Origin of the sequence: Chryseobacterium geocarposphaerae (assembly GCF_002797535.1) — a bacterium.
Lineage (GTDB): Bacteria > Bacteroidota > Bacteroidia > Flavobacteriales > Weeksellaceae > Chryseobacterium > Chryseobacterium geocarposphaerae.
The window spans coordinates 764,221-789,623 of the sequence record NZ_PGFD01000002.1; the positions used below are offsets into that span (position 1 = coordinate 764,221).

Consider the following 25,403-nt stretch of genomic DNA (forward strand, 5'->3'; position numbering starts at 1 on the left):
GACTCTTTTGTTTTTATACATTGTATGATTATCAATAGTTTGGAAATGATAACAATACTAAATCCGATACAAGTATTTTTGCGCAAATTTAATATAATTAATTTAGAATAAATAAAAATAAATATTCAAATGTTTAAAAATTTATACCTTGTAGTGACCAGGATTAGGTTGGGATTGGGAATGTTATCCATTGCAGCAGGAGTTTTATCTGCACAGCAATGGCAGGATGTAGGAACACCGGGAAATCTTTCTTCCGGTACATCAGGCTACAATAATTTGACAATTGATGCACAGGGGAATTATTATGTTTCCTATTATGACGTGGCGCTGGGAAAAGGCTCTGTTCAAAAATTTAATGGAACATCCTGGTCTTATGTTGGAGGTTCTGCGGGAATCACGGCAGGAAGTGCAACATTCAGTTCATTATCTGTAGATACTTCGGGAAGGTTATATTACACCAATCAATGGGCCTATCCGAATTCGGGAATGGAGGTTCGAAAATTTGACGGGACTTCATGGAGTCAGCTGCCTAATGCATTTGGTGCCACAACAAATTATCAGGCATCCGCAGTTGCCCCAAACGGGGATCTTTTTGTGTATGGTTCTGTAGATTCCGGAACGGTGAAACGATATGTAAACGGTACCTGGGAACAGGTGGGGCCAACAGGAATTGCAGGTGGAGTCCCTTATAATGCTGAAATGGTGATCGGAACTAACGGAAAAGTATATGTCTGCCAAAATTCATCAGGAGTAAAAGTATTTGAAAATTCTTTAACGGCTTCCTCAGCGGATGCTTGGACTTTAGTTGGAGGTACTTCAGTTGGAACTACCTTTACAGAAGGGGTGAATGCAACTTCGGATATTGCTATAGGAGCAGATAACAAACTCTATGTAGTCTATTCTTCCAATGCTGCAAATAACAGAAAGCTTAATGTGAAAAAATTCAATGGTACTGATTGGGAACAAGTAGGAGATGCGAATTTTGGAATTTCTAATGACCTTTATAATGTAGCAATTGCAGTAACACCTGCCGGAAAAATATATGTTGTAGCAAGTGGTTGGGCGATTAATGGTGGAAAAAATACCGTGTATGAATATAATGCTGCTACGAATACCTGGGCAACTTTTGGAGGTGATTTTATATCTGATGGTACCGCAACGTACAATGACTTGCAATATGATACGGTAAGTAATTCTTTAGTGGTTACTTATTCGCAAAGTGGTGTGAGAGTAAAGAGAATTTCTCTGACTCCGGCTTGTAACAATACAGATCCGGGAGCAAACCCGGGAGATACAGGTTGTGTAAGCTTCACCTACAAAGGACAACAGGTTTCTTATACCACGGTGAGAGGACAGGATGGAAAAGTCTGGCTTCAGCAGAATTTAGGAAGTACTCAGGTGGCTGCTTCAATGACGGATACAGATTCTTATGGAGATCTTTTCCAATGGGGGAGATGGGATGACGGTCACCAAGGGCGAAATTCTTCTACTGTTTCTATGCCTTCGGTTAATAATCCTTCTGGATTAACAGGGGTTACTTCATTTATTATCGGCTCAGGGACAAGTAATTATTGGTGGAGTGCCAATGCATTAACGGATAAATGGTCAGGCGAAAATATTGCTGCAATTACTTCAGAAATTGGAGCAGATCCATGTAAAGCAATTGGACAAGGCTGGAGATTACCAACTCAGGCAGATTGGACGGCAGCTTTGAATGCAGAAGGTATTTCAAATCCTGCTACTGCATTTAACAGCAAGCTTAAACTTCCTGCAGCTGGTAACAGAAGCCCTATTGATGGCTCTTTTACTTATGCAGGGCAAAGAGGATATTACTGGAGTTCTGATGTGTCAGGTTCAGGAGGGAAGTATCTTTATGTAGGTTCAACGATTGCAAATGCGGCTTCAGGAGGGCCCAGAGGACAAGGTCAGTCACTAAGATGTATTAAGGAAACTTCTGCGCTGGGAACATCAGATATCAGACATATAAATCTTGGGATTTATCCGAATCCTACAAAAGATATTCTGAATATTAAAGTTGATTCATTAATTGATGTTGTAAATGTTACCAATATGGTAGGACAAAGAATACATGTTCAGTTCTCCAATAATCAGATCAATCTGCAGGGCTTTCCAAACGGATTGTACATTGTAGAGGTAAAGCTGAAAAACGGACAGACAATTTCTAAAAAAGTGATTAAAAACTAATTCCGTTCATATTAGATTGATAGACAAAAGGCTTAAAAAAGCCTTTTGTTTTTTTATGACCCGTCTAAATCATCTCCCCACTAGTTTACAATTAAAAGAAACTCATCAATTCATAACTTTTAAATCGCATAAAGTCTAAAATTTTATATTAAAAAAACAATAATTCTGGAAAATGAATTACTTTAGTATTTATTAATATGAAAAAACTAAATCATATGAGAAAATTATATTCCGGAATCATGATGCTTTTTGTAGCTTTTGTTTTTGGACAAATAAGTTATACGATTAACCCAAGTCCATTTAATGAGACAGATGCGATCACTTTAACGGTTCCCGGCAACCAGATTGATGAAACCGCTTGGGGAGTTACTAACAATGCGATCTATATTTGGTCATGGTCTTTAGACACCAATTATCAAAATAGCCAGGATTGTCCTACCAACGGAAGTTGGAATAATTCGAACGATTTGAATAAATTAAATTATAATGCTGGAACAGATACTTACTCTTTAACCTTTACTCCGACAGCATTTTACAACAGAACAGGAATTGGAAGATTGGGGTTCTTATTAAAAGATAAAACCGGAGCGCATCAAACCTCTCCTGATATCCTGGTAAATGTTGGAGTTTTAAACTTAACGCTTACCAATCCTGCTGTGAATAGCTTAACATCCGTTCCGGTAGGAAATTCAATCAATATCACCGCCAATACAAATGTCAATGCAACCTTTCAGCTAAAAGCAAATGGAGTGGTTGTAAATTCCACTTCTACGCCATCAAGCTCATACTCTTACAACTATACGGTGACACAAGATGCAGATATGGAATTAATTGCTACTCAGGGTTCCGGTTCTAAAAATGCTACATTCATTTTACAGGTTCCGAGAAATGTAATCTCTCAACCCATTCCAAGCTGGATCAAACAGGGAATTAATTACGATCCGGCTGATCCTACCCGTGTAGGTTTTGCCTTGTATGCGCCCTACAAAAACTTTGTTCATCTGATCGGAAGCTTTAATAACTGGAGTGTTAATGATACCTATCTGATGAAAAGAGATACCACAAATCCGGATCTTTACTGGTACGAGTTGAATGGGCTTACTCCTCAGCAGTTATATACTTTTCAATACAGAACCAATGATTTGAAAAAAGTAGCAGATCCTTACTCTCCCCAGATTTTATCTTCTTATGATGATCCTTCGATCTCATCAACTACTTATCCCAATCTTCCGGCTTTTCCTGCAGGACAGGGTTTTGAAGTTTCTCTGTTTAAAACAGGACAAACTCATTACAATTGGCAGATCACCAACTTTACAAGACCAAGCAAAGAAAATTTAGTGGTCTATGAATTATTGCTAAGAGACTTTACCCAGGAAAAAAACTGGCAATCACTGATCAATAAGATCAATTATTTAAAAGATTTGAAGATCAACGCCATCGAACTTCTTCCGGTTATGGAATTTGAAGGAAATCTTTCCTGGGGTTACAATACCTCCTTCCACTATGCTTTAGATAAAGCTTACGGAACACCGGAAAAATTTAAGGAATTTGTAGATTTGTGTCACCAGAACGGAATTGCGGTGATTTTAGATATTGCTTTTAATCATGCAACAGGACGCTCTCCTTTAGTCAGACTCTGGAATGTAGATCCTGATGGAGACGGTTATGGAGATGTAGCCGCAAACAATCCCTACTTTAATACCGTTCCGAAACATTCATACAATGTATTTAATGATTTCAACCACTCAAGCTCTTGGACTAAATATTACGTTGAAAGATGTCTGCAACAGTGGTTAACGGAATATCATATCGATGGATTCCGTTGGGATCTTACCAAAGGGTTTACCCAAAACTGTACAGCAAATGATGAAGTCTGTACCAATGCTTACCAACAGGATAGAGTCGATATACTGAAATATTATGCTGATAAACAATGGAATATTGATCCGAATTCCTATATGATTTTTGAGCATTTGGGAACAGATGCAGAAGAGCAGCAATGGGCAAACTACAGGATTGCTGAAGGAAAAGGCGTAATGCTTTGGAATAAACAGACAGAGCCTTATAATCAAAATACGATGGGCTATGTATCAAACAGTAATTTTGACCGGATGGATCATGAACTTCATGGTTTTACCAATATGAGAGCGGTGGGATATGGCGAAAGTCATGATGAAGAAAGACTGATGTTTAAAAGCCTTGCTTATGGAGCTGCAAACGGAGCATATGATGTGAAAAACCTCAATACGGCATTGGACAGAATGAAGACTTTTGGTGCAACATTCTTTACGATTCCCGGACCTAAAATGATATGGCAGTTCGGAGAATTGGGATATGGTTTTAGTATCAACAGATGTACCGACGGAACGATCAATACCAATTGCCGTACCGATGAAAAACCGGTTGCTTTTACTTTGGGATATGATACTGATACCAACAGAAAAGCAGTGTATAATACCTGGGCACAGATTATTAACATCAGAAATGCCAATCCTGTTTTCAAATCAAAAACCTATACGGTAGAATCAAACAACCTGACAAACGATCCTGACGGACTGATTACAAGAATTTACGTGTATGATACAACATTGACGGGAACAGAGCTGAAAAATATTGTGGTTCTTGCCAACTACGGAATTACGGCAAAAAATGTAGTTCCCTATTTTCCATATACCGGACAATGGAAAAATCTTATGGATAATACTGTTCTGAATGTAACTTCAACAACGGCCCCGATTACATTACAACCTGGAGAATTCAAAATTCTTGGAAGTACGGATGGAACTCTATCAACTTCAGAAGTAAAATCCGAAAACAGGTTGTCTCTTCAGGTTGCTGATAATCCGGTGAAAAAAGGTGTTGCTAAATTCATTTATAGTAAAGCGAAAAATGGTGAGATCACGATCTATGACCTGTCCGGAAAAAAGGTGGATTCTTTTAAACTTAACAATGAAAGTGGAACTTATGAAGTCCCAACGGATTATTCGGCAGGAACATACCTTGTTCAGTTGAAATCGGAAACAGGAGTTGCCATTCAGAAAATGATTATCAAATAAAAATATATAAATCCAAAGCTCATGAAAATGGGCTTTTTTTGTTCGTTATCAATTCCGTATCTTTGCAAACTAAATTTTCACTATGTCTAAAAGTTTAATTCCGAAACTGGAAGCTATAAAACAAAGATACAATGAGGTTGCGGACCTTATTATTCAGCCTGATGTTATTTCAGACCAGAAAAGATATTCTTCTTTAAACAAAGAATATAGTGATTTGGGGAAAATTGTAAAAGTTTACGATCAATATAAAGCGGCTTTGGATACCATTGAAGAATCTGATGAAATCATTGCAGACGGATCAGACAGAGATTTGGTAGATCTGGCAAAAATGGAAAAGCTTGAGGCTCAGGAAAAAATTCCAGGCATTGAAGAAGAACTTAAAGTATTGCTGATTCCTAAAGATCCTGCAGATGATAAAAACGTAATTGTGGAACTTCGTGCCGGAACCGGAGGTGATGAAGCTGCTATTTTCGTAGAAGATGTTTACAGAATGTATACCATGTATTTTAAAACAAAAGGATGGAGACATGAAGTAACCGATTCTAATGAAGCAGCAAAAGGCTACAAAGAATTGATCATGAAAGTGGAAGGAGAAGGCGTATATGGAATTATGAAATTCGAATCCGGCGTTCATCGTGTACAGCGTGTTCCGGAAACAGAATCTCAGGGAAGAGTTCATACTTCGGCCATTACGGTAGCGGTTTTACCTGAAGCAGAAGAAGTAGACTTTGAACTGAATCCGGCTGATATTGAAATGCAGACTTCACGTTCGGGAGGAGCAGGAGGTCAGAACGTAAACAAGGTTGAAACTAAAGTTCAGTTGACGCATAAACCTTCAGGATTGGTGGTTGTTTGTCAGCAGGCTCGTTCTCAGTTGGCCAACCGTGAATTGGCAATGGAAATGCTTCGTACCAAATTATACGACATTGAATTGCAAAAAGTACAGGGAGATATTGCTGCACAGCGTAAATCAATGGTTTCTACAGGTGACCGTTCAGCAAAGATTAAAACGTATAACTATCCGCAGGGAAGAGTTACCGATCACAGAATCAACAAATCCATGTACAACCTTGATGCCTACATGAACGGGGATATTTCTGAAATGATTGATGCGGTAATCATGGCTGAAAATGCTGAAAAAATGAAAGGAGAAGAGGAAAATTATTAATCTTTCTTTTAAAAATATATCTAAAAGCTTCTGAGTTATCGGAGGCTTTTTTTATTTAAAACACATTCCGTATTTTTGAGAAAACCTTCACAATGAATTTTAAACCTATTTTACTAACGGCTGGAGTTTTATTCTCAGCAACTTTTTATTCTCAAAAAATGATTTATCCAAAAGCATTAAAAGGAAATCAAACAGATACATATTTCGGAACAGCAGTAGCAGACCCTTTCAGAGATTTGGAAAACGATTCTGAAGCGACAAAAAAATGGGTGGATGAAGAAGTAGTGCACAGTCAGGATTATCTTTCAAAAATTCCTTTCAGAAACGAAATTAAGAAACAGCTGAGAGATATCTGGAACTACGAAAAGGTTTCCGCACCTTTTATGGAGGGAGATTATATCTATTATTATAAGAACGATGGTCTACAGGCACAGTCTGTTTTATACAGGACTTCTAAAGTTAAGTCAAAGGTTGCGACGGTTTTTTTAGATCCTAATAAATTTTCTAAAAGTGGAACAACATCACTTTCTCAGGTATCATTTAATAAAAAAGGAAACTTGGCAGCTTATTCAATCTCAGAAGGAGGAAGTGACTGGAACAAAATCATTATCATCGATGCCATTACGAAAAAGCAGATTGATGAAACATTGGTGGATGTAAAATTCAGTGGAATTTCATGGCAGGGAGACGAAGGCTTTTACTATTCAAGCTACGACAAACCGAAAGAAGGGACTGTACTTTCAGGAATGACGGATAAGCACAAAGTGTATTTCCATAAATTAGGAACAAAACAATCGGAAGATCAATTAATTTTCGGAGGAGATAAAACACCAAGAAGATATTTAGGTGCAGGAGTTTCTGAGGATCAGAGATATTTGATTATTTCCGCTGCTAATGCGACGAATGGAAATGAATTGTACATCAAGGACCTGAAAAAAGGAGGTGATTTTGTGCAGATCAATAAAGGATTTGATTTCAATGTAAGCATTGTAGATACGGATGGTGATGATCTATATATTTTCACGGATAAAGACGCTCCAAATATGCGCCTGGTGAAAACAACCATTCAAAACCCTTCGCCGGAAACCTGGAAAGATGTTATCCCGCAAACAGAAAATGTATTAGGAATTTCTACAGGAGGAGGATATTTCTTTGCTACGTATATGATTGATGCGATTGATCAGGTAAAACAGTTTGATAAAACAGGAAAGCTGATCAGAGAAATTGCTTTGCCGGGTAAGGGAAATGTTGGAGGTTTCGGAGGCAAAAAAGAAGAAAAAGAACTGTATTTTTCATTTAGTAACTACATCACTCCGGGAACAACCTATAAATTTAACGCAGATACAGGAGTGTCTAAAATTTATTATAAACCAAAAGTAAAATTCAATCCGGATGATTATGTGTCCGAGCAGGTTTTCTATACCTCAAAAGACGGAACAAAAATTCCAATGATGATTAATTATAAAAAAGGGACAAAGCTTGACGGTAAAAATCCAACGATTCTTTATTCTTACGGAGGTTTCAATATCAGCTTACAGCCTGCTTTCTCTGTAGTGAATGCCATCTGGATGGAAAACGGAGGAATTTATGCCGTACCGAATATTCGTGGCGGTGGAGAATATGGTAAAAAATGGCATGATGCGGGAACGAAACAGCAAAAGAAAAATGTTTTTGAAGACTTCATTGCGGCGGGAGAATATTTACAGGCTAAAGGTTATACTTCAAAAGAATTTATGGCACTTTCCGGAAGATCAAACGGAGGTTTGTTAGTCGGAGCAACCATGACTATGCGTCCGGATCTGGCAAGAGTAGCTTTCCCCGGAGTTGGAGTTTTAGATATGTTGAGATACAATAAATTCACTGCAGGAGCAGGATGGTCTTACGATTACGGAACAGCGGAGGACAGTAAGGAAATGTTTGAATACCTAAAATCATACTCTCCTGTTCACAATGTAAAAGCAGGAACTTGCTATCCATCAACAATGATTATTACAAGTGATCATGACGATAGAGTAGTTCCGGCTCATTCTTTTAAATTCGGGGCAGAGTTACAGGAAAAGCAAGCGTGTAAAAATCCTATTTTATTAAGAATTGAAAAAAATGCAGGACATGGAGCAGGTCGTTCCACAGAACAGGTTATTGGTGAAAATGCTGATTTGATTTCTTTCGCGTTATATGAAATGGGAATTAAAACATTAAGGAAGTAATTTATAAGAATTACAAAAGTTAATAAGTATCAAAATAAAAAGCGATTTTGCAGTTTGCAATTTCGCTTTTTTGTATGAAATATTAAGTTTGCTAAAAATGATAGAACATATAAGATTTTGGACTAATTTTAACTCAAATAAAAACTGTTTTTTGAAGTATAGTAAGAAATGGCTTCATTTAATCATAATTTATACGATCAGTAGTGTCTATGAAATATTTTATTTGTTTAATTCTCACTTTTTTAGTGAATGCTAAATCCTTTTCTCAAAATAAGCATACTGTAGAAAATGATATAAAAGAAATCACTAACTATTTAAAAGAAGATAATTTAATTTCCTTTTTTAAAAAGCACCAAAGCTATAAGCAATTATTGGAAGATTATTTGAAAAATGGTGATACATTACGATATAAGAGAATGTCTGATAGCTCGGAATACAAATTCAATAACGCAATGTATAGTGATAATATCATTAGAAATTTTCTTAATTACAAAAAGATATTTACCGTTGAGGACAAAAAAATTAAAATTGACTGGAAGCATTCGTTGGTGAAAGAAATTTTAATAGAAGAGAGCAGAATTTCAATTGATAAAAGTAGTATAAACCAAGAAATGTTTGTTCCGGCAAAGGTTTTGGTTTCCAATAGCCAAGATAGCAGTTTGGTGATTGTTGATATTAGTTTGATTTACTCGAAATCAGGAAACTTAATGTCATTTAGAATCTTAGAAAATATTCATGTTGGATTTCCCTCTATAAAAGAGTATGTGAAATTTGAAAATGAAAAAATGGAGAAATTGCTGAAAAATGCTGTACTTAATGAAAGAAGAAATAGCCTAAAAAGAATAGATAATACTGAAGATCCCTCCAAGCAATATCAAAAAACATATGTTTCAGAAAATAATAATGCCGATAAACTTATATTAACTTTTGAGGCTAAAGAAAATACTACATCACTGAGACTTGTAAATAGGGTTATAAATGGCAATCTAAAACACAATAAATCATTTGGGGAATGGGAAAACTGGGAAGGAATTGTTGTCTTTAATCCATATGGTAGCGAAACCACTTGGTATATGTATGAAAATAATGGAAAAATAATATGCTTTTCCATTGATGCCTATATTAAGGATATAGACAAAATGAGAGTGGTTACTTTTAGTCAAATCAAGGATAATGGAAGATAGAGTTGCTATCTAAGTCCGCTTTAAAAACTATTTTTAGAATAAGGCTGTTCTTCAATGTTGTTGTAAAGCTTATTAGGTCAGAAATCTACACTCATATTTTTCTATATAACTATTCCCTCAAAAATCCGTAATTTTAGCCGGTAATAAATCTGAAAGTATGAGAAGAGAAGTTCAAAATAAAACTCCTCAATTTAATATAACCGAAAAAAAATCGGAAATCTATCCATTTGAAAAAGATGGATTGCAGTTAAAATCTTCCTATAAAGCAGAAGACGTTAAAAATAAAGAATTAACAGAAACTTCTCCGGGAATTGCCCCCTATTTAAGAGGTCCGTATTCCACCATGTATGTTCAGAAACCGTGGACGATTCGTCAATATGCAGGATTTTCAACTGCAGAAGAATCCAATGCTTTCTACAGAAGAAACTTAGCGGCAGGACAAAAAGGTCTTTCCGTAGCTTTCGATTTGGCAACTCACAGAGGGTATGACTCAGATCATGCGAGAGTAGTTGGTGACGTTGGAAAAGCTGGAGTGGCAATTGATTCTGTGGAGGATATGAAGATTTTGTTTAATGAAATTCCATTAGATCAGATTTCCGTTTCCATGACGATGAATGGTGCGGTTTTACCAATTTTATCATTCTATATCGTAGCTGCAGAAGAACAGGGAGTTTCTCAGGAATTGCTTTCAGGAACCATTCAGAATGATATTTTGAAGGAATTCATGGTAAGAAATACTTACATTTATCCCCCTGCGCCTTCTATGAAGATCATTGCAGATATTTTTGAATATACTTCTCAGAATATCCCGAAATTCAACTCAATCTCCATTTCAGGTTACCATATGCAGGAAGCTGGCGCAACACCGGTTTTGGAAATGGCTTACACGCTTGCAGACGGTTTGGAATATGTAAGAACAGGAATAAAAGCAGGAATGAATGTCGATGATTTCGCGCCAAGATTATCCTTTTTCTGGGCTATCGGAATGAACCACTTCATGGAAATTGCAAAAATGCGTGCGGCAAGATATATTTGGGCTGAATTATTAAAGCAATTCAACCCTAAGAATCCGAAATCTCTAGCTTTAAGAACTCATTCGCAAACTTCAGGCTGGTCGTTAACAGAGCAAGAACCTTTCAACAATATTACCAGAACTGCTATTGAAGCCTTGTCTTCGGCATTGGGAGGAACTCAGTCTCTTCACACCAATGCTTTGGATGAAGCGATCGCACTTCCGACAGATTATTCCGCAAAAATCGCAAGAAATACACAGATTATCCTGCAGCAGGAAAGTGGAATCTGCGATGTGGTAGATCCGATGGGAGGGAGCAATTTGGTGGAAAGCCTTACTCAGCAGATGATCGAAGAAGCCATGAAATACATCGATGAGGTGGAACAGGAAGGAGGAATGACAAAAGCGATCGAAGCAGGGATTCCAAAAATGAGAATTGAGGAAGCGGCGGCAAGAAAGCAGGCAAAAATCGATAGTGGAGAAGAATTTATCATTGGCGTAAATTCATTCAAATCAGATTTAAAGCAAGATGAAATCGAGATTCTGGATATCGACAATACGGAAGTTCGCAGAAAGCAGATCGAAAGATTAAATAAAATAAAGGCAGAAAGAAATTCCGAAGCTGTTGAACAGATTTTAAACGAAATCCGAGAATCTGCAAAAACAGGCAAAGGGAATCTTTTGGCATTGTGTATTGAAGCGGCGCGCAGAAGAGTAACCCTTGGTGAAATGAGCGATGCCATGGAAGAAAGTTTCGGAAGATATAAAGCAAATATCAGAACAATCTCAGGAGTTTATGCCATGAATGCAGGTAAGAACGAATATTTTGAAAAAGCTCTGAGCCTTACTCAGAAATTTGAAGAAGAAGAAGGCCGCCGTCCAAGATTAATGGTGGCTAAAATGGGGCAGGACGGTCACGACAGGGGAGCCAAAGTAGTAGCAACAGCATTTGCAGATATGGGATTTGACGTGGATGTGGCACCGTTATTCCAGACTCCCGAAGAAGTGGCAAAACAGGCCGTTGAAAATGATATCCATATTTTGGGAGTTTCATCATTGGCTGCTGGTCATAAAACGTTAGTTCCGCAAGTGGTGGAAGAGTTGAAAAAACTGGGCGCAGATGATATTACCATTGTTGTTGGAGGGGTTATTCCGCAACAGGATTATGAATTCCTCTATGCAAATGGAGCAGATTTTATCTTCGGGCCGGGAACCAATCTGCCAAAATGTGCGGTAGATATTTTGGAGAAATTTTTAAGTTAAATTAACTTTTTCTTAGAATAAATTGCACGACGTTTGTACTGTAAACCATAACCACAAAAACAAAATATTATGGCTTATACAGTAGTTTCAGTATTTCCTGTGACGGTAGATACGGAGAAAATTAAAAAAGATTTAAGAGAAAATGGTTTCGACGAAGCCAACATTATTGTTTCAAAATCAAATGTTGAAAGCGGATTAGATCATTATCAGGAGGATGAGCAGACAAAAGGTTTTTTCGATTATGTTTTCGCTCACGATGCAGAAATGTTAGAGGCATATCGTAAACATAGTATTGGAAGAAATAACGTAGTTGTTTACACCGATGATCTTGAGCAGGCGATCTCCGCAAAATCTATTTTAAATAGAAATGGAGCTTTGCAAGTTTATAGAAAAAAATCGGAGGGCCAGAAAGATATTCCGGATGGTATGACTGAAGAAGAATACAACGGAATTATTGCCAAAGCTAGACACAATATTTATTTTCTGGGATCGGAAAGGGTCTATCATTCCAACATTATCAAAGGAATGGATGATCCGATGGATGACCTGGGTTCAAAAGATTAACTTATAAAAGCATTAAGTCCGGATAGTTGTTATCCGGACTTTTTTTATGAATTCCACAAAAAATATTAAATAAAAATTTGATTATTCAAAAATTAGCATATCTTTGCATCTGAAAATCAAGTTTAACCAATAAAAAACAACGAAGCAATGTTCAAATTCAATCTGCATTCAACAGTAGGATTGCCTTTTGCAAAGGCAAGGCTTCGTGGTTTGGTACACTCATAGAATAACAGTATATTGAAATATCAAAACCCGAAGTCGTAAGATTTTCGGGTTTTTTATTGCGCAATATTTCAAACTCAAATTAGTTTCCCCGAAATCTTTTTTTATCAAGTTTAAGAATCTTTTCGAATAAAGTTTTTAGGAGCTTTATCCCGCTTTCCGCTGTATCTTTTTCATTACGGCCTCCGCTTCGCTGCGGCCGCAACAAAAAAGGATGCCGCTGCAATCGGGGCTAGGAAAGGTTACCGCTAAACTAAACCTCATAGGTTTTCAAAACCTATGAGGTTTGGACAATAACAACTAAAATTTTAGTTGGTGAAGATTTAATGTGAAATAGTAAAGTCTAACTTTTAATACTTCACCTCTAATATCTAAAATTAATGGAAAAAGATAACCTGATGTTTTTCAGATTGAGAAGTCTGAGAAGCAGAAAAAGAATAGTTAAAGAAGATGTAGTAAAACAGATCAGAAAAAAGTATAAACGTAGTGAAGAACTTTGGAAAATAAAAAGGGAAATCCCGTTAGTTCCCTTGGAAAAACCCTATCAGAAAGGATTTGTAAGATTCTTTGTCGTAAGAGACGACGTGAAACGGTCCAAGGATGGCAACTTTTTCGAAGGGATTCTGAATAAAATCAATACCAAGATGTATTCCGAGACCCGGAAATTCTTAAAAAAGAAAAGAAAATTCGGGCGAAGAATTTATGTTGAAAAAGAACAAAAATTGGCTCGGCTTTCAACATATCAGTGGAATGATCCAAAGTTGAGATTAACAGACCGAGAGAGGCAATATTTCCTAAGAAGAGAAGATTATTGTCCAATCAGAAAGAGACATAACATTTACTACGAATTTATCGAACCATGGAGATTTGTATTAAGAGTAAAACCGAATATGATTACTCATTACAAGCCTTTACATTCAGATTTAGAGCAAGAAATTGATGAACTCAATTCTTATTTAGGTCAGCATAAAGTTGCGGGTATTGTCCATAAAAAGATATATGGAAGGCCCAACCCATGGAAGAATAAATACAAACGTGATCCGTTGAACAGCAGAAAATGCGTTCGCTACAAGATGTCTGCAACAGAGATTGCAGAAAATGCAGAAGACGGAAATGTCTTCAAATTTTAAAATAAAAAACAATGGGAAATTTAAAACTTAAAGGAAAAGATATACTAAAAATAGGCTATCCAAACAATCAGAGTGTCAACATCGCTTTGGAAGTAATGAAAAGGAATTTTGCAACGAAAAATATCCATCATGTGAAATCTCTTTTAAAGGAAATCCTGCAAAATCCGCAACAGTTCGAAAATGATTTAACCTTCGGACAAATTGCAGAAGCCTTGCTTTCATCCAAGAAAACAGAAAAAAGAATGCTCAATACAAACAGAGCGACTTTCAATATTTTCGGAAACAATATTTCGGATGAAGCAAAAAACCAACTGTACACGGCTTTGAAATTACCAATTTCAACGCAAGGTGCTTTAATGCCCGATGCACACAGCGGTTACGGACTTCCAATCGGTGGAGTTCTTGCGGTAGAAAATGCAGTGATTCCTTACGGAGTCGGCATGGATATCGGTTGTAGAATGTCGCTTAGTATTTTAGATACGCCAATTTCATATCTTGACGGAGCGAGAGATAAATACGAAAAAGCTCTTGCAGAACATACCAAATTCGGAATGTACGAAACACATAAATCTCACGTCGATCATGAAATTTTCGACAGAGATACGTTTGATTTAATTCCGATTTTGAGAAGATTAAAAGGAAAAGCCATCAAGCAAATGGGAAGTTCCGGTGGCGGAAATCACTTTGTGGAATTCGGAGAAGTGGAAATCACGGAAGAAGACGAACAGATCGGGCTTCCAAAAGGGAAATACTTAGGAATTCTTTCACACAGTGGATCTCGTGGATTGGGAGCGGAAATCGCTCAATACTATTCGAGAGTGGCGACAGAACAATGTCCGTTACCAAAAGAAGCACAACAATTTGCGTGGCTTGATCTGAGCACGCATCTTGGCTTGGAATATTGGACAGCCATGAATTTGGCAGGGGATTATGCTTCAGCTTGTCACGACGATATTCACAGAAGATTGGTAAAAGCTGTCGGAGGAAGAGTGAAAGCCAGAATTGAAAACCATCACAATTTTGCCTGGAAAGAAATCCACAACGGAAAAGAAGTAATTGTTCACCGAAAAGGAGCAACGCCTGCCAACGAAAATGAATTGGGAATGATTCCCGGTTCCATGACGGCAAAAGGCTTTATCGTTCGTGGAAAAGGAAACCCGGATTCTTTGAACTCGGCTTCCCACGGAGCAGGAAGAGCGCATTCAAGAGGTGAATGCAGAAGTCTTTTCACTCAAAATGACATCAAAAAAGAATTAAAACTCAAGAATGTCACTTTAATGGGTGGTAATACTGAAGAAGCACCAATGGCGTACAAAGACATCAATGAAGTCATGAATGCACAAAGTGAGCTGGTCGATATTCTGGGAACTTTCCAGCCACGAATTGTGAGAATGGATAAGTAAAATGGTTGATAGGTTATAGTTGTTGGTTGATAGGTTTTAACTAGAGATAATTACTAGACTTATAAGGATAACTGTCATTCTGAATGGAATGAAGTGGAATGAAGAATCTAAAAACAGATTTGTCACTACGCTTTGTTTCATTCGAAATGACAAATTTAAATCAACAAAAAAATTAACAAAATGGGAGCACCACATAATAGAAAAAGATACGGTGAAGTCTGGCCGGAATTTAGAATTCAACACGGGCTCGAAATTTTAGAAAAATTAAAAGATAAAGTCATTATTTCAGGAGGCTGGGCGTGGCATTTTATGTCTGAAATAGGACATACAGAATACAAACATGCCCATGATCATAAGGATATTGATGTTTTTGTACATAAAGAAAATGTTGCTGAAGTAGTAATGATTCTTCAGCAGGAAGGTTTTCAGAAAGTCTGGACCAGATACGACCATCTTCCAAGCGAAGAAAACTTCCGCAGATATGAGAGAACAATAGAGCTGGAAAACGAAAAGTTTCATAGAATAACTATTGATTTTTTTGAAAGAAATGATCTAGAAACTGTAAAAACGAATGGATTTACAGTGGTAAAACCAGAGGTTCTGCTTTCTTTTTACAGAAACGTTCATTCCAGCGATAAATGTTGGGCGGTAATGGCCGCAAAAGATTTATTGAAAAAGGGAATTAATCCTCTCGGTCATCCGAAATTAAGTGAAATGCCCAAATAATAAAAGATGAAAAAAAGATATAAACAGGAATATTTTGGTTATCACGAAAGCATTCTTGTAGTCTGTCCGGATTGCGGAGAAGATGCGGTTGTGAAAAACGAATGTAATGATAAGAATGCAACCTTGGAATGCATGAAATGTAATTTGCGAAGGAGTGGAATTGATCTGGTAGTTTACAAAGCTTTTGTAAAACTAAATTGTCCGGTTTGTGCGCATCTGATTCGCCATGAGCAGGGAAATTTAAAGGAAAAGCCAAAGAATATAAACGTAAAGTGTGACGAATGTGAGTCTTCATTTCAAATTCAGCCCAAAACTGAAAAGCATTTGAATTCTTATGCAAAAGAAGAAGGCTTGATCCACGATCCGATTTTCGGTTGTCCCTATTATTTTCAGGAAGATTTTAAAGGAAAATTATTCTGGGCAAGAAATAGGGAACATTTGCTGGAAATGGAGAACTATGTTTCATCAGATTTAAGGACGAGATTGCCTTACAGAATGCGAATGGTAGAAAGATTACCAACATTTATTAAAGAAGCCAAAAACAGAGAGGCGATTTTAAAAATTTTACAAAAATGGAAAAACTCATACAAATAACCTCAGGAAGAGGGCCTTTAGAATGCCAATGGGTGGTTGCAAAAATTCTGAAGGTCTTTCTTGAGGAAGCAAAAAATAATAATATAGACTACGAAATCATCCACCGGGAAAATGGTGATGAAAATCTGACTTTGAAATCCGTAACCATCCTGTTAAAAGCAAAAATCTTAAATGTTTTTTTAAAGACATGGTTAGGAAGCATTTGCTGGACAGGCAAAAGTACGTTTCGGAAACTGCATAAAAGAAGCAACTGGTTCATCGGAGTCTTTGAGCTGGAAGGTTTGGAGGAAATTAATTTTAATGAAAAAGATATTCAGTTTCAGACAACAAGAAGTCAGGGAAGTGGCGGACAAAATGTAAATAAGGTGAACACTGCGGTTCGTGCGACTCACGTTCCGACGGGGCAAAGTGTTTTCGTGCAGGACTCCCGTTCGCAATTGGAGAACAAGAAACTTTCGATTGCAAGACTAAAGGAAAAGGTCCTGGAACAAAATATCATTCAGCTTCAGAAAAGAATGCAGGAAACGTGGAATAATCATTTGCAGGTGCAAAGAGGAAATCCTGTCAGAACATTTTCCGGAACAGATTTTAAAAAGAATTATCAGGAAAAGTCTTTTAAAAAACAGAGAAATCAACTGAAAAACGAATTAAAAAACTACAAAAATGACCTTAGTTAAAAATAAATATTACTTCGAAGCTTTGGATAATTATCCATACAGTCTTCCTGAATGCCTTGAAGCATTGAATTACGCATTGTCTTACGATCCTGAAGATGCGGACAGCCTTTGCCTGATGGGAAGAATTTACAGTGAAATGCTATCCGATTATGAAAAAGCTAAGCTGTATTTTGAAGAAGCCATGCAATGTGATGTGACGAACTTAAATGTTCCCCAATATTATATTAAATGTCTTTTAGATAATGAAGATTTTCAGGAAGCCGAAAAGCTGATCGAATATTCATTGAAAATCAAGGGAATTGATAAGGCAACTTTATGGTTTTACAGATCTTTGCTTTCTGAAAAAAGAGGAAGCTTCGTGAATGCCCTAAAGTTTTTAGATGAAACTGCAAAATATTGTTTTTCAGAGCATAGTCTGAATGTTGTAAAGAATCGTAAGAAATTTATCAAGTCAAAAATGCCTAAAAAAATAAAATTAAAAAGAAGAAGGAGACGGATTAAGTCTCCTTTTTTGTAAATTTAATAATGGAATTACGGTTTGAATTAAAACAACTTCAGCTAAAAGAAACATTTTCAATTGCTTACGGAAACTATAATAAACGGGAAGCATTACTGGTGGAATTATCTTATCAGAACTGTAAAGGATATGGAGAATGTGTTGCCATCGATTATTATCAAATCAATCTTCAACATTTTGTTTTAAAATTAAAAGAAATGCAAGTTCAGATAGAGGCTCAGAAGATTATTCATCCAAAAAACTTTTTTCAATTTTTATTGAATTTAAACATCCATCCATTCTTATTGTCTGCATTGGATTGTGCCTATTGGGATCTTTTCGGAAAATTGGAAAATAAAAGTTTCATCGAATTAAATCATCTTACGGCTGAAAATTTAGTTGAAAGCACAATCACTATTTCAGTTGGAGAAATCGGCCATCAGATTGAAAAAATAAACAGAAGTAAGTGGAATAAATTCAAAGTGAAATGTAAAGGTTTAAATAAAGATCATGTTGAAAAGCTATTGTCGCTAAGTCTGGATATAGCTCTGGATTCTAACGCAAGTTTTACTGATGAAAACTGTATCTGGCTTCAGGAAAATGCTGAGGTTAAGAAATTCTCTTACTTGGAACAGCCCAAACCCATTGATCAATACAGAATTTTAAAGAAAGAAGGTTTTGCGAACTGGATGGCGGATGAAGATTGCCAAAATATAGATGCTCTTGAAGAATTAATTCCTTACTATAAAAGCGTCAATATCAAATTAATGAAATGTGGCGGTTTAACTCCTGCTTTGGAAATGATCAGAAAAGCCCGTGAATTACATTATAAAATCATGATAGGCTGTATGACTGAATCCTCTGTCGGAATTTCTGCAGGTTGTGTACTAACAGGATTGGTGGATTATGCAGATCTGGATGGAGCCAACCTTATTTCCAACGATTATGCAAGTGGAAGCTTTGTGGAAAACGGGAAAATAATTTTATCTCCAAAACCAGGTTTAGGGATAGAATTAAAATAGACTTCAAAAGAAGCCTATTTTTTATTTACAGATATTAGATAATCATAAACCATTTGATGCTGATCGTCACTCAGCTTAGCTTTTGGAGCCATTCTGCTTAAGGTTCTTATCCATCCCTGATCATCGTGTTTTGCGGGGTCAGGTAATTTGTGACACCTGTTGCACGAATTTTCAAAGATAGTTTTTCCCTGCGCCAACTGTTCAGATGAAGTGTATTTTGGTCCCGTTACGGCTACACTTTTCGGTCCGCATGATATTATCATCGTTGCAGAGCAAAGAATCATACCTAAAATCAATTTTTTCATAATAATATCTGGTTTGATGTGAATTATTTTTTCACAGATACGATGTAGTCGTAAACCCACTGATGCTGTTCATCTGTAAGTTTCGCTTTAGGAGCCATCGAATTCATGATTCCAACCCATTGAACTGAATTGTGAGAGGTTGGATCCGGTAATTTGTGGCATCTTCCACATGAGTTTTCGAAGATGGTTTTCCCTTGTGCGATCTGTTCCGGAGTAGAGGCGGAAACCGCCGGAGCTGCAGTAGCTACAGGTGCTTTTGATGTACAGGAAACTAATAAAATAGCAGCAAATGAAGCTATAGCAATGATGTTTTTCATATTTATTATCTTTGAATACTAACAAATGTAATTAATTTCACTTTTGATTAATGAAATGCTTGTTAATTTAGAAGAAGTAAAAATTACGATCCGCTGGAATAATGGCTTGGTCAATGATCTTTATAATTACTCTGTCTGTCGAATTGAATGCAGACGTTATCAAATTTAAAAGGTAAAGAAAATTAACTATTGATCCATCACTGTTTAATCCTTATTTTTGAATCGATGAAATTTTCTACAGAAGAGCTGGTTGAAGGAATACGATTGGGAAATAAACGCCTGATTGCAAAAGCTATTACCTTGGTTGAAAGCAAAAAATCTGAACACAGGCTTCAGGCGGAAGAATTATTGAAAAAGATCATGCCTTTTACCGGAAATTCTATCCGGATAGGAATTACAGGTGTTCCCGGTGCCGGAAAATCAACGTTTATAGAAAATTTCGGAAGATTGGCTATTGCCAACGGCAAAAAAGTGGCGGTTCTTGCCATTGATCCCAGTTCGGCAATCCATAAAGGAAGTATTTTAGGGGATAAAACCAGGATGGAAGAACTGGCAAAAGAAGAGAACGCTTTTATTCGTCCTTCTCCAAGTTCAGGGTTTTTAGGAGGCGTTGCGAATACGACTTTTGAAACAATGATGATCTGCGAGGCTGCAGGTTATGATTATATTTTGATAGAAACAGTAGGAGTTGGACAGTCTGAAGTTCTGGTTGCAGATATTACCGATGTTTTTTTATTCCTGAAAATAATAGGAGGTGGAGATGAGCTTCAGGGTATCAAAAGAGGAATTATGGAAATGGTGGATGTGGTTTTCATCAATAAAGTGGATCAGGACAATCTTCAGAAGGCAAAAAACACCAAACTGGAATTAAAAAGAGCATTGGATTTTATTCCTCCTAAAGAAAAGAATTGGAAAATTCCGGTTTTGCTGGGTTCAGCTCTGAATAACGAAGGATTAATTGAGGTTTTTGAAAAGATCAATGAATTTATTAATCTTAAAAAGAAATCCGGCAGATTTGAAGAAGTAAGAATTCATCAGGCTGAAAAACGGTTTGAATATTGGGTCCAGGAATATATTCTGGCTATGATGAAGAGGGATAATTCTGTAGAAGATGCCTATCTGGAACATAAAAAAAATGCTTCAGCGATGGTTTCTAATCCAAGTACTGAAGCAAAATTATTTGTTGAGAAACTATTTAAAAATTAATTTTTAACTTTTATTATTTGTAATATAGCCTTCAAATACTCGTGTGTTATCAGGACTATTTTTATTCAGATAAATTGTAGTAGTTGCCTTTCCTATTTTATTGGTATTGATAATAATTTCTTTAATGACTCCACTTTGTGTTGTTGCTATGTCTAAAGGATTTATTTTAATGATCCAATCCCCACGTTTTGATTTCTTTTTTGAAATTTTAAAATCCTTTGAATTAAAATTAAAATTGTAGATAAATCCTTTGCTTTGGTCTATTTGATTTTGGTAATCAGGTAAATCAACGGATAAATCTTTGTTTTGTATGAAAAGATAAAATTCTTGATTAAGGCTTACTGATCTGGAAACTGAATTTAGAGAGTTGGCTAGTTTTATATCTTGCTTCTTTCCAGAAGCTATTGCTTTTTCTGCATAAAACGTAAATGAGTCTTTATTTATTAGCTCATCAATTTTATTGTTTATTTGGCAAAATAAGTTTTGCGCTAACAGAAAAAAGCTGAAAACTAAAATTTGTTTTTTCATGGTATATTATTTTATTGATTATTGTCCCTTTTAGAAATATATCCGTTATAAGAAATCGGTTGTCTGTCATTCCCTCGGATTGAGGTGAATGCCTTTCCGTTTTTATAGACTTCCATTACGATTTCATCTACATTGTTTACATCTTTTGGTTTAATTTTAATAATCCAGGTTCCTTTTTTATTCTGAGATTTGTTTACCGTAAAATCTTTTGATGTGAATCTATAGCTGTTTTTTTCATTATTTCCGTATGATGGATTAAAAACCCTTCCGAAATATGGTAAAACCGCTTCTAGCTTATCCCCTTTTAGATCAAGAGAATAGTTTCCTCCGGTAAGATCCAGGATTCTTGTTGAAGTAGAATTGGGCATTGAGTTCATCACATTGATGACATCATAATTGGTAGGGTTTGCCCGCTCAGCATGAAATGAAAAATCCTGAGAATTAACGAGTGCTGTTACGGTTTGGGGATCCATTGCTGTCTGAGAAGAGCAGCTTTGAAAAATAAACAGAAACCCTACAATATAAAGAATTGAAATATACTTTTTCATGATAATAAAATAATTATTAAATTTAAATAGCAAAATGTATGCAAATATATTCCTTATAAAACTTTTTGGAATAGAAATTGTAAAGGTTGAATTATTTAACACTCGAAACTATGAAAATTACACAATTATTAGGAATAGGAGCAATTGCTCTGTTGACTATAGCATGTACTACAAATCCGATTACTGGCAGGTCTTCATTGCAGATCGCAGATAATTCTGAAATTATGACGATGTCTGCGCAGGAATATAAAACCACATTGAGCAAATCTAAAGTGATTACCGGTACGGCAGATGCGAAAAGAGTGGTAAATGTAGGAACGAGAATTAAGGCTGCTGCAGAAAAATATTATGCTAGTATTGGAAGAAGTGCAGATCTGGCAAATTATAACTGGGAATTTAATCTTTTACAAAGTAATGAATTAAACGCTTGGTGTATGCCGGGTGGAAAAGTAGCTGTATATACAGGGATTTTACCGGTTACCAAAAATGATAATGGTCTTGCTGTAGTAATGGGACACGAAGTTTCTCACGCATTAGCGGGGCATGGAAATGAAAGAATTTCTCAGGCGATGGTGGCACAATATGGAGGACAGATTTTAGGAGGAACGATTTCTAATGCTCAATGGGCAAGTATTTTTGAAAAAGCTTATCCTATTGGTTCGCAGGTAGCGTTATTGAAATATGGAAGAAATCAGGAGTCTGAAGCAGATAAAATGGGATTGTATTTAATGGGAATGGCTGGATATGATCCAAGAGAGGCGATTCCTTTCTGGAACAGAATGGAGGCTGCTTCTACAGGGGCTAGACAACCGGAATTCCTTTCTACCCACCCGAATCCTGAGACAAGAATTTCGGATATCAATAAAGACTTACCAAAAGCTTTGGAATATTATAAAGCTGCAGGTGGAAAAATATAACTAATATGGAATTTTAATCTTGATAAAGTCTTATTGAATTTTATTAAATTTGATAAGACTTTTTTAATTGTTCAACCCATTATAAAATCACAAATACTATGAAAAGCTTATCTATTACCGGAATTATATTATTAGCGTTATCCGTATTTTTATTTTATCTAACATCACCTAACTTTACTGTAAATGATTTACAGATGTCTCATATTATGGGGATTTTGGGAGGAATTGGGATCGGTTTGATTATAGGTGGTACGGTCGGATATATAAGTAAAGGAAGCGCAATCAAAGCAGAGCAGAAAAGAAAAGAATTCAAGCAATTGCAAAAAGATAAAGAAGAATTGGAAAAGCAGGCAGCTGAACTGGCAAAAAGAGAAGCCGAACTCCGTTCTCAAAATCAAAATCCTCAGATCTAATGACCTGAGGATTTTTCTTATAGTTGTTATTTTCGATGAATTTAGAATTTATATCCAACTCCCACCATAAATAAATTGGGACGGTTGTCATATCTTATTTCTTCTCCAGATACATTGTTGATGAACTTTCTTTCATCTTTGCTGAAAGCTCCTTCATATCTGGCATTTAAAATCAATTTTTTAATTTCCAGCTGAGCTCCGAATTGGTAACCTACAGTGAAATTATCTCTTGCATTTTCTTTAAAATCGTTGAAAGTGTCTTCTTTGCTTAAATTATAGCTTGCAACAGGTCCTACGAAAACTCCCAACATATCTCCCAAAACTTTATGTCCTACAAGAACGGGTAGATCTATACGGCTGCTTTTGATATCAAAAGTGGTATTGGCTGTTGTAAATTCATTTTTAAAATTTGTGTAGTATAATTCCGGCATTAAGAAAAATGAGGCAGGAAGGCTGGCTTTCAATGAAAGACCAACGTTAAAACCTACATTATTTTTTCCTTCACCATCAATAGCTTCATTTACCGTTCCTTTTATATTTTTCCAAGAAGGAGAACCTGTTGGAAAAATCAAGTTAGCTTTACCCGCAAGAGAGATCTGTGCCGAAGCAAGCATAGAAAACCCTATTAATGTGATACTAAATATTCGTTTCATTATCGTCTATTTTTGTGATTGTATTATCAATAGTTTTATTATTCTCTAATAAGTATTCTCTTAATTCTTTAAACAGCTCTGATGAATAAACGAAATCAATCAGATTTTTATTGCCTGCAGTAATCAAGATATCCTTGTTTCCTTCCCATTCTTTTATTCCTAATCTCAGATATACAATTTTCTCGCCAATCGTCATCACCGAGTTCATATCGTGAGTATTGATAATCGTTGTAGTATTATATTCCTTTGTGATTTCCAGCAGAAGATCATCAATTACATTTGATGTATAAGGATCCAGTCCGGAGTTGGGCTCATCACAGAAAAGATATTTAGGATTGTTAACAATGGCTCTTGCAATAGCAACCCTTTTTTGCATTCCTCCTGAAATTTCGGAAGGGAATTTTTTGTTGGCTTTATCAAGATGAACTCTTCCGATTACTTCAAAAACTCTTTTCTTTTTTTCCCGAAATGTTAAATTGGTAAACATATCCAGCGGGAACATGATATTTTCTTCCACGGTTAAGGAGTCAAACAAAGCACTTCCCTGAAATACGGTTCCTATTTCGGAGCGAAGGTGCTGTTTCTCTTCACGGGTCATGACATTGATGTCTCTTTCATCAAAAAGAATTTCTCCGGAAGTGGGTTGATATACATTCAATAAGCTTTTAAGGAAAACGGTTTTTCCTGATCCGCTCTGCCCAATAATTAAGTTTACTTTTCCTTTATCAAAAGAGGTCGAAATTCCTTTAAGTACTTCAACATCATCAAAACTTTTCTTTAAATTTTTTACCTCAATCATCAGCTTAATATTAATTGGGTTAATAATAATTCGGAAAGAATAATGAATACCATTGTCCAAACTACAGCCTGTGTACTTGCTCTACCTACTTCCAATGAACCTCCTTTTACGTTGTATCCGAAATAAGACGGTACTGTTGCAATAATGAATGCGAAAACAATCGTTTTTATAAATGCATAGTAAACGAAAAGGTTGGGCATATACATCTGGATACCTACAATATAATCATTGGTTGTCCAGTTTCCTGTTAAAACTCCCGCGATGTAACCGCCTCCAATACCAAAAACGATACTGATGGCAATTAATAAGGGATTAAAAATAATACAGGCGATTATTTTAGGGAAAATAAGAAAGTTCGGAGAGTTTACCCCCATAATATCCAAAGCGTCTATCTGTTCGGAGACTCTCATGGTTCCAATACTTGACGCGATGTATGAACCTACTTTTCCTGCCAGAATAAGACTGATAATGGTAGGTGAAAATTCGAGAACCAAAACGGCTTTTGTTGCATATCCTACAAATGAAGGGGGAATTGGGAACGAAGAAGCATCAAAGTTGTTGAACATCTGAATGGCAACTACCGCTCCGACAAATATAGAGGTAAAGATTACCAACCCGAATGAGTTGACTCCCAAATCATTGATCTCTCTCATGAACAGCTTCCAGAAAACCTTCATTTTCTGAGGTTTCTGGATAGATTTACCTAGAAGGATAATGTATTCTCCTACTGCTGTAAAAAACTTTTTTAACATTCTGCTAAATTAGACTTTTTTTATTTAATTAGATGA

The 25,403-nt window shown here is 36.2% G+C and carries 24 protein-coding genes; 17 read left to right on the plus strand and 7 right to left on the minus strand.

What is annotated here, in order from left to right:
* Positions 1–129: 129 nt before the first annotated feature.
* The 14 genes from CLV73_RS15195 to CLV73_RS15260 all read left to right on the plus strand — a co-directional run bounded on the left by CLV73_RS15195 (position 130) and on the right by CLV73_RS15260 (position 18,929).
* On the plus strand, positions 130–2,205 hold the full coding sequence (locus CLV73_RS15195; RefSeq protein ID WP_100377703.1) for a T9SS type A sorting domain-containing protein: 2,076 nt from the start codon (positions 130–132) through the stop codon (positions 2,203–2,205).
* 215 nt (positions 2,206–2,420) lie between these two features.
* Entirely contained in the window at positions 2,421–5,261 is a 2,841-nt protein-coding gene (locus tag CLV73_RS15200; RefSeq protein WP_100377891.1) for an alpha-amylase family glycosyl hydrolase, read from the plus strand.
* Between the two features lie 82 nt (positions 5,262–5,343).
* Positions 5,344–6,429: a peptide chain release factor 1 gene (gene prfA, locus CLV73_RS15205; protein ID WP_100377704.1), complete on the plus strand. Its 1,086-nt coding sequence runs from the start codon at positions 5,344–5,346 to the stop codon at positions 6,427–6,429.
* A gap of 158 nt (positions 6,430–6,587) precedes the next feature.
* Entirely contained in the window at positions 6,588–8,636 is a 2,049-nt protein-coding gene (locus tag CLV73_RS15210) for a prolyl oligopeptidase family serine peptidase (protein ID WP_228424395.1), read from the plus strand.
* Between the two features lie 209 nt (positions 8,637–8,845).
* On the plus strand, positions 8,846–9,820 hold the full coding sequence (locus CLV73_RS15215) for a hypothetical protein (protein WP_100377706.1): 975 nt from the start codon (positions 8,846–8,848) through the stop codon (positions 9,818–9,820).
* 157 nt (positions 9,821–9,977) lie between these two features.
* Entirely contained in the window at positions 9,978–12,095 is a 2,118-nt protein-coding gene (scpA, locus tag CLV73_RS15220; RefSeq protein ID WP_100377707.1) for a methylmalonyl-CoA mutase, read from the plus strand.
* A 69-nt stretch (positions 12,096–12,164) separates the two neighbouring features.
* A complete protein-coding gene (locus CLV73_RS15225) occupies positions 12,165–12,659 on the plus strand; it encodes a hypothetical protein (protein ID WP_100377708.1) in 495 nt (164 codons plus the stop codon).
* A 602-nt stretch (positions 12,660–13,261) separates the two neighbouring features.
* Positions 13,262–14,011, plus strand: a complete 750-nt coding sequence (locus CLV73_RS15230) for a hypothetical protein (RefSeq protein ID WP_100377709.1) — start codon at positions 13,262–13,264, stop codon at positions 14,009–14,011.
* 11 nt (positions 14,012–14,022) lie between these two features.
* On the plus strand, positions 14,023–15,414 hold the full coding sequence (locus CLV73_RS15235) for an RtcB family protein (RefSeq protein WP_100377710.1): 1,392 nt from the start codon (positions 14,023–14,025) through the stop codon (positions 15,412–15,414).
* A 180-nt stretch (positions 15,415–15,594) separates the two neighbouring features.
* Complete coding sequence (locus tag CLV73_RS15240; protein WP_100377711.1) at positions 15,595–16,140, plus strand: nucleotidyltransferase family protein; 546 nt, start codon at positions 15,595–15,597, stop codon at positions 16,138–16,140.
* A 6-nt stretch (positions 16,141–16,146) separates the two neighbouring features.
* A complete protein-coding gene (locus CLV73_RS15245) occupies positions 16,147–16,734 on the plus strand; it encodes a hypothetical protein (RefSeq protein WP_100377712.1) in 588 nt (195 codons plus the stop codon).
* Positions 16,713–17,411, plus strand: coding sequence for a peptide chain release factor H (gene prfH / locus CLV73_RS15250; protein WP_100377713.1), 699 nt, complete (start codon positions 16,713–16,715; stop codon positions 17,409–17,411). The genes CLV73_RS15245 and prfH overlap by 22 nt, the downstream gene beginning before the upstream one ends.
* Complete coding sequence (locus tag CLV73_RS15255) at positions 17,398–17,928, plus strand: tetratricopeptide repeat protein (RefSeq protein ID WP_100377714.1); 531 nt, start codon at positions 17,398–17,400, stop codon at positions 17,926–17,928. The genes prfH and CLV73_RS15255 overlap by 14 nt, the downstream gene beginning before the upstream one ends.
* Positions 17,929–17,936: 8 nt before the next feature.
* Positions 17,937–18,929, plus strand: a complete 993-nt coding sequence (locus CLV73_RS15260) for an enolase C-terminal domain-like protein (protein ID WP_100377715.1) — start codon at positions 17,937–17,939, stop codon at positions 18,927–18,929.
* Between the two features lie 14 nt (positions 18,930–18,943).
* Here CLV73_RS15260 and CLV73_RS15265 read toward each other — a convergent pair whose 3' ends face one another.
* Positions 18,944–19,234, minus strand: coding sequence for a cytochrome C (locus tag CLV73_RS15265; RefSeq protein WP_100377716.1), 291 nt, complete (start codon positions 19,232–19,234; stop codon positions 18,944–18,946).
* Positions 19,235–19,257: 23 nt separating this feature from the next.
* A complete protein-coding gene (locus CLV73_RS15270) occupies positions 19,258–19,551 on the minus strand; it encodes a c-type cytochrome (protein WP_100377717.1) in 294 nt (97 codons plus the stop codon).
* A gap of 225 nt (positions 19,552–19,776) precedes the next feature.
* Between CLV73_RS15270 and meaB the strand changes: the two genes are divergently transcribed.
* The gene (meaB, locus tag CLV73_RS15275) at positions 19,777–20,757 is read left to right on the plus strand and encodes a methylmalonyl Co-A mutase-associated GTPase MeaB (protein ID WP_100377718.1); all 981 of its coding nucleotides are present in this window, start codon (positions 19,777–19,779) and stop codon (positions 20,755–20,757) included.
* Between the two features lie 3 nt (positions 20,758–20,760).
* On the opposite strand, the gene CLV73_RS15280 is transcribed toward meaB, so the two are convergent.
* Together CLV73_RS15280 and CLV73_RS15285 are read right to left on the minus strand one after the other, a co-directional pair.
* Positions 20,761–21,285, minus strand: a complete 525-nt coding sequence (locus tag CLV73_RS15280) for a DUF4251 domain-containing protein (protein ID WP_100377719.1) — start codon at positions 21,283–21,285, stop codon at positions 20,761–20,763.
* Between the two features lie 11 nt (positions 21,286–21,296).
* The gene (locus CLV73_RS15285) at positions 21,297–21,833 is read right to left on the minus strand and encodes a DUF4251 domain-containing protein (RefSeq protein ID WP_100377720.1); all 537 of its coding nucleotides are present in this window, start codon (positions 21,831–21,833) and stop codon (positions 21,297–21,299) included.
* 110 nt (positions 21,834–21,943) lie between these two features.
* Here CLV73_RS15285 and CLV73_RS15290 point away from each other — a divergent pair, with 110 nt between their 5' ends.
* Both CLV73_RS15290 and CLV73_RS15295 read left to right on the plus strand, forming a co-directional pair.
* Positions 21,944–22,750 (plus strand): M48 family metallopeptidase, encoded by an 807-nt coding sequence (locus tag CLV73_RS15290; RefSeq protein ID WP_100377721.1) that lies wholly within the window; start codon positions 21,944–21,946, stop codon positions 22,748–22,750.
* A gap of 98 nt (positions 22,751–22,848) precedes the next feature.
* Complete coding sequence (locus CLV73_RS15295) at positions 22,849–23,163, plus strand: DUF1049 domain-containing protein (RefSeq protein WP_100377722.1); 315 nt, start codon at positions 22,849–22,851, stop codon at positions 23,161–23,163.
* 41 nt (positions 23,164–23,204) lie between these two features.
* Here the strand turns inward: CLV73_RS15295 and CLV73_RS15300 are convergent, their stop codons facing one another.
* The 3 genes from CLV73_RS15300 to CLV73_RS15310 are packed head-to-tail and all read right to left on the minus strand — an operon-like array spanning position 23,205 to position 25,367.
* On the minus strand, positions 23,205–23,816 hold the full coding sequence (locus CLV73_RS15300) for an outer membrane beta-barrel protein (RefSeq protein ID WP_100377723.1): 612 nt from the start codon (positions 23,814–23,816) through the stop codon (positions 23,205–23,207).
* Positions 23,800–24,615, minus strand: a complete 816-nt coding sequence (locus CLV73_RS15305) for an ABC transporter ATP-binding protein (RefSeq protein WP_100377724.1) — start codon at positions 24,613–24,615, stop codon at positions 23,800–23,802. Before CLV73_RS15305 ends, CLV73_RS15300 begins: the two co-directional genes overlap by 17 nt.
* Positions 24,615–25,367 (minus strand): MlaE family ABC transporter permease, encoded by a 753-nt coding sequence (locus tag CLV73_RS15310; RefSeq protein WP_100377725.1) that lies wholly within the window; start codon positions 25,365–25,367, stop codon positions 24,615–24,617. The genes CLV73_RS15305 and CLV73_RS15310 overlap by 1 nt, the downstream gene beginning before the upstream one ends.
* Between the last annotated feature and the right edge of the window lie 36 nt (positions 25,368–25,403).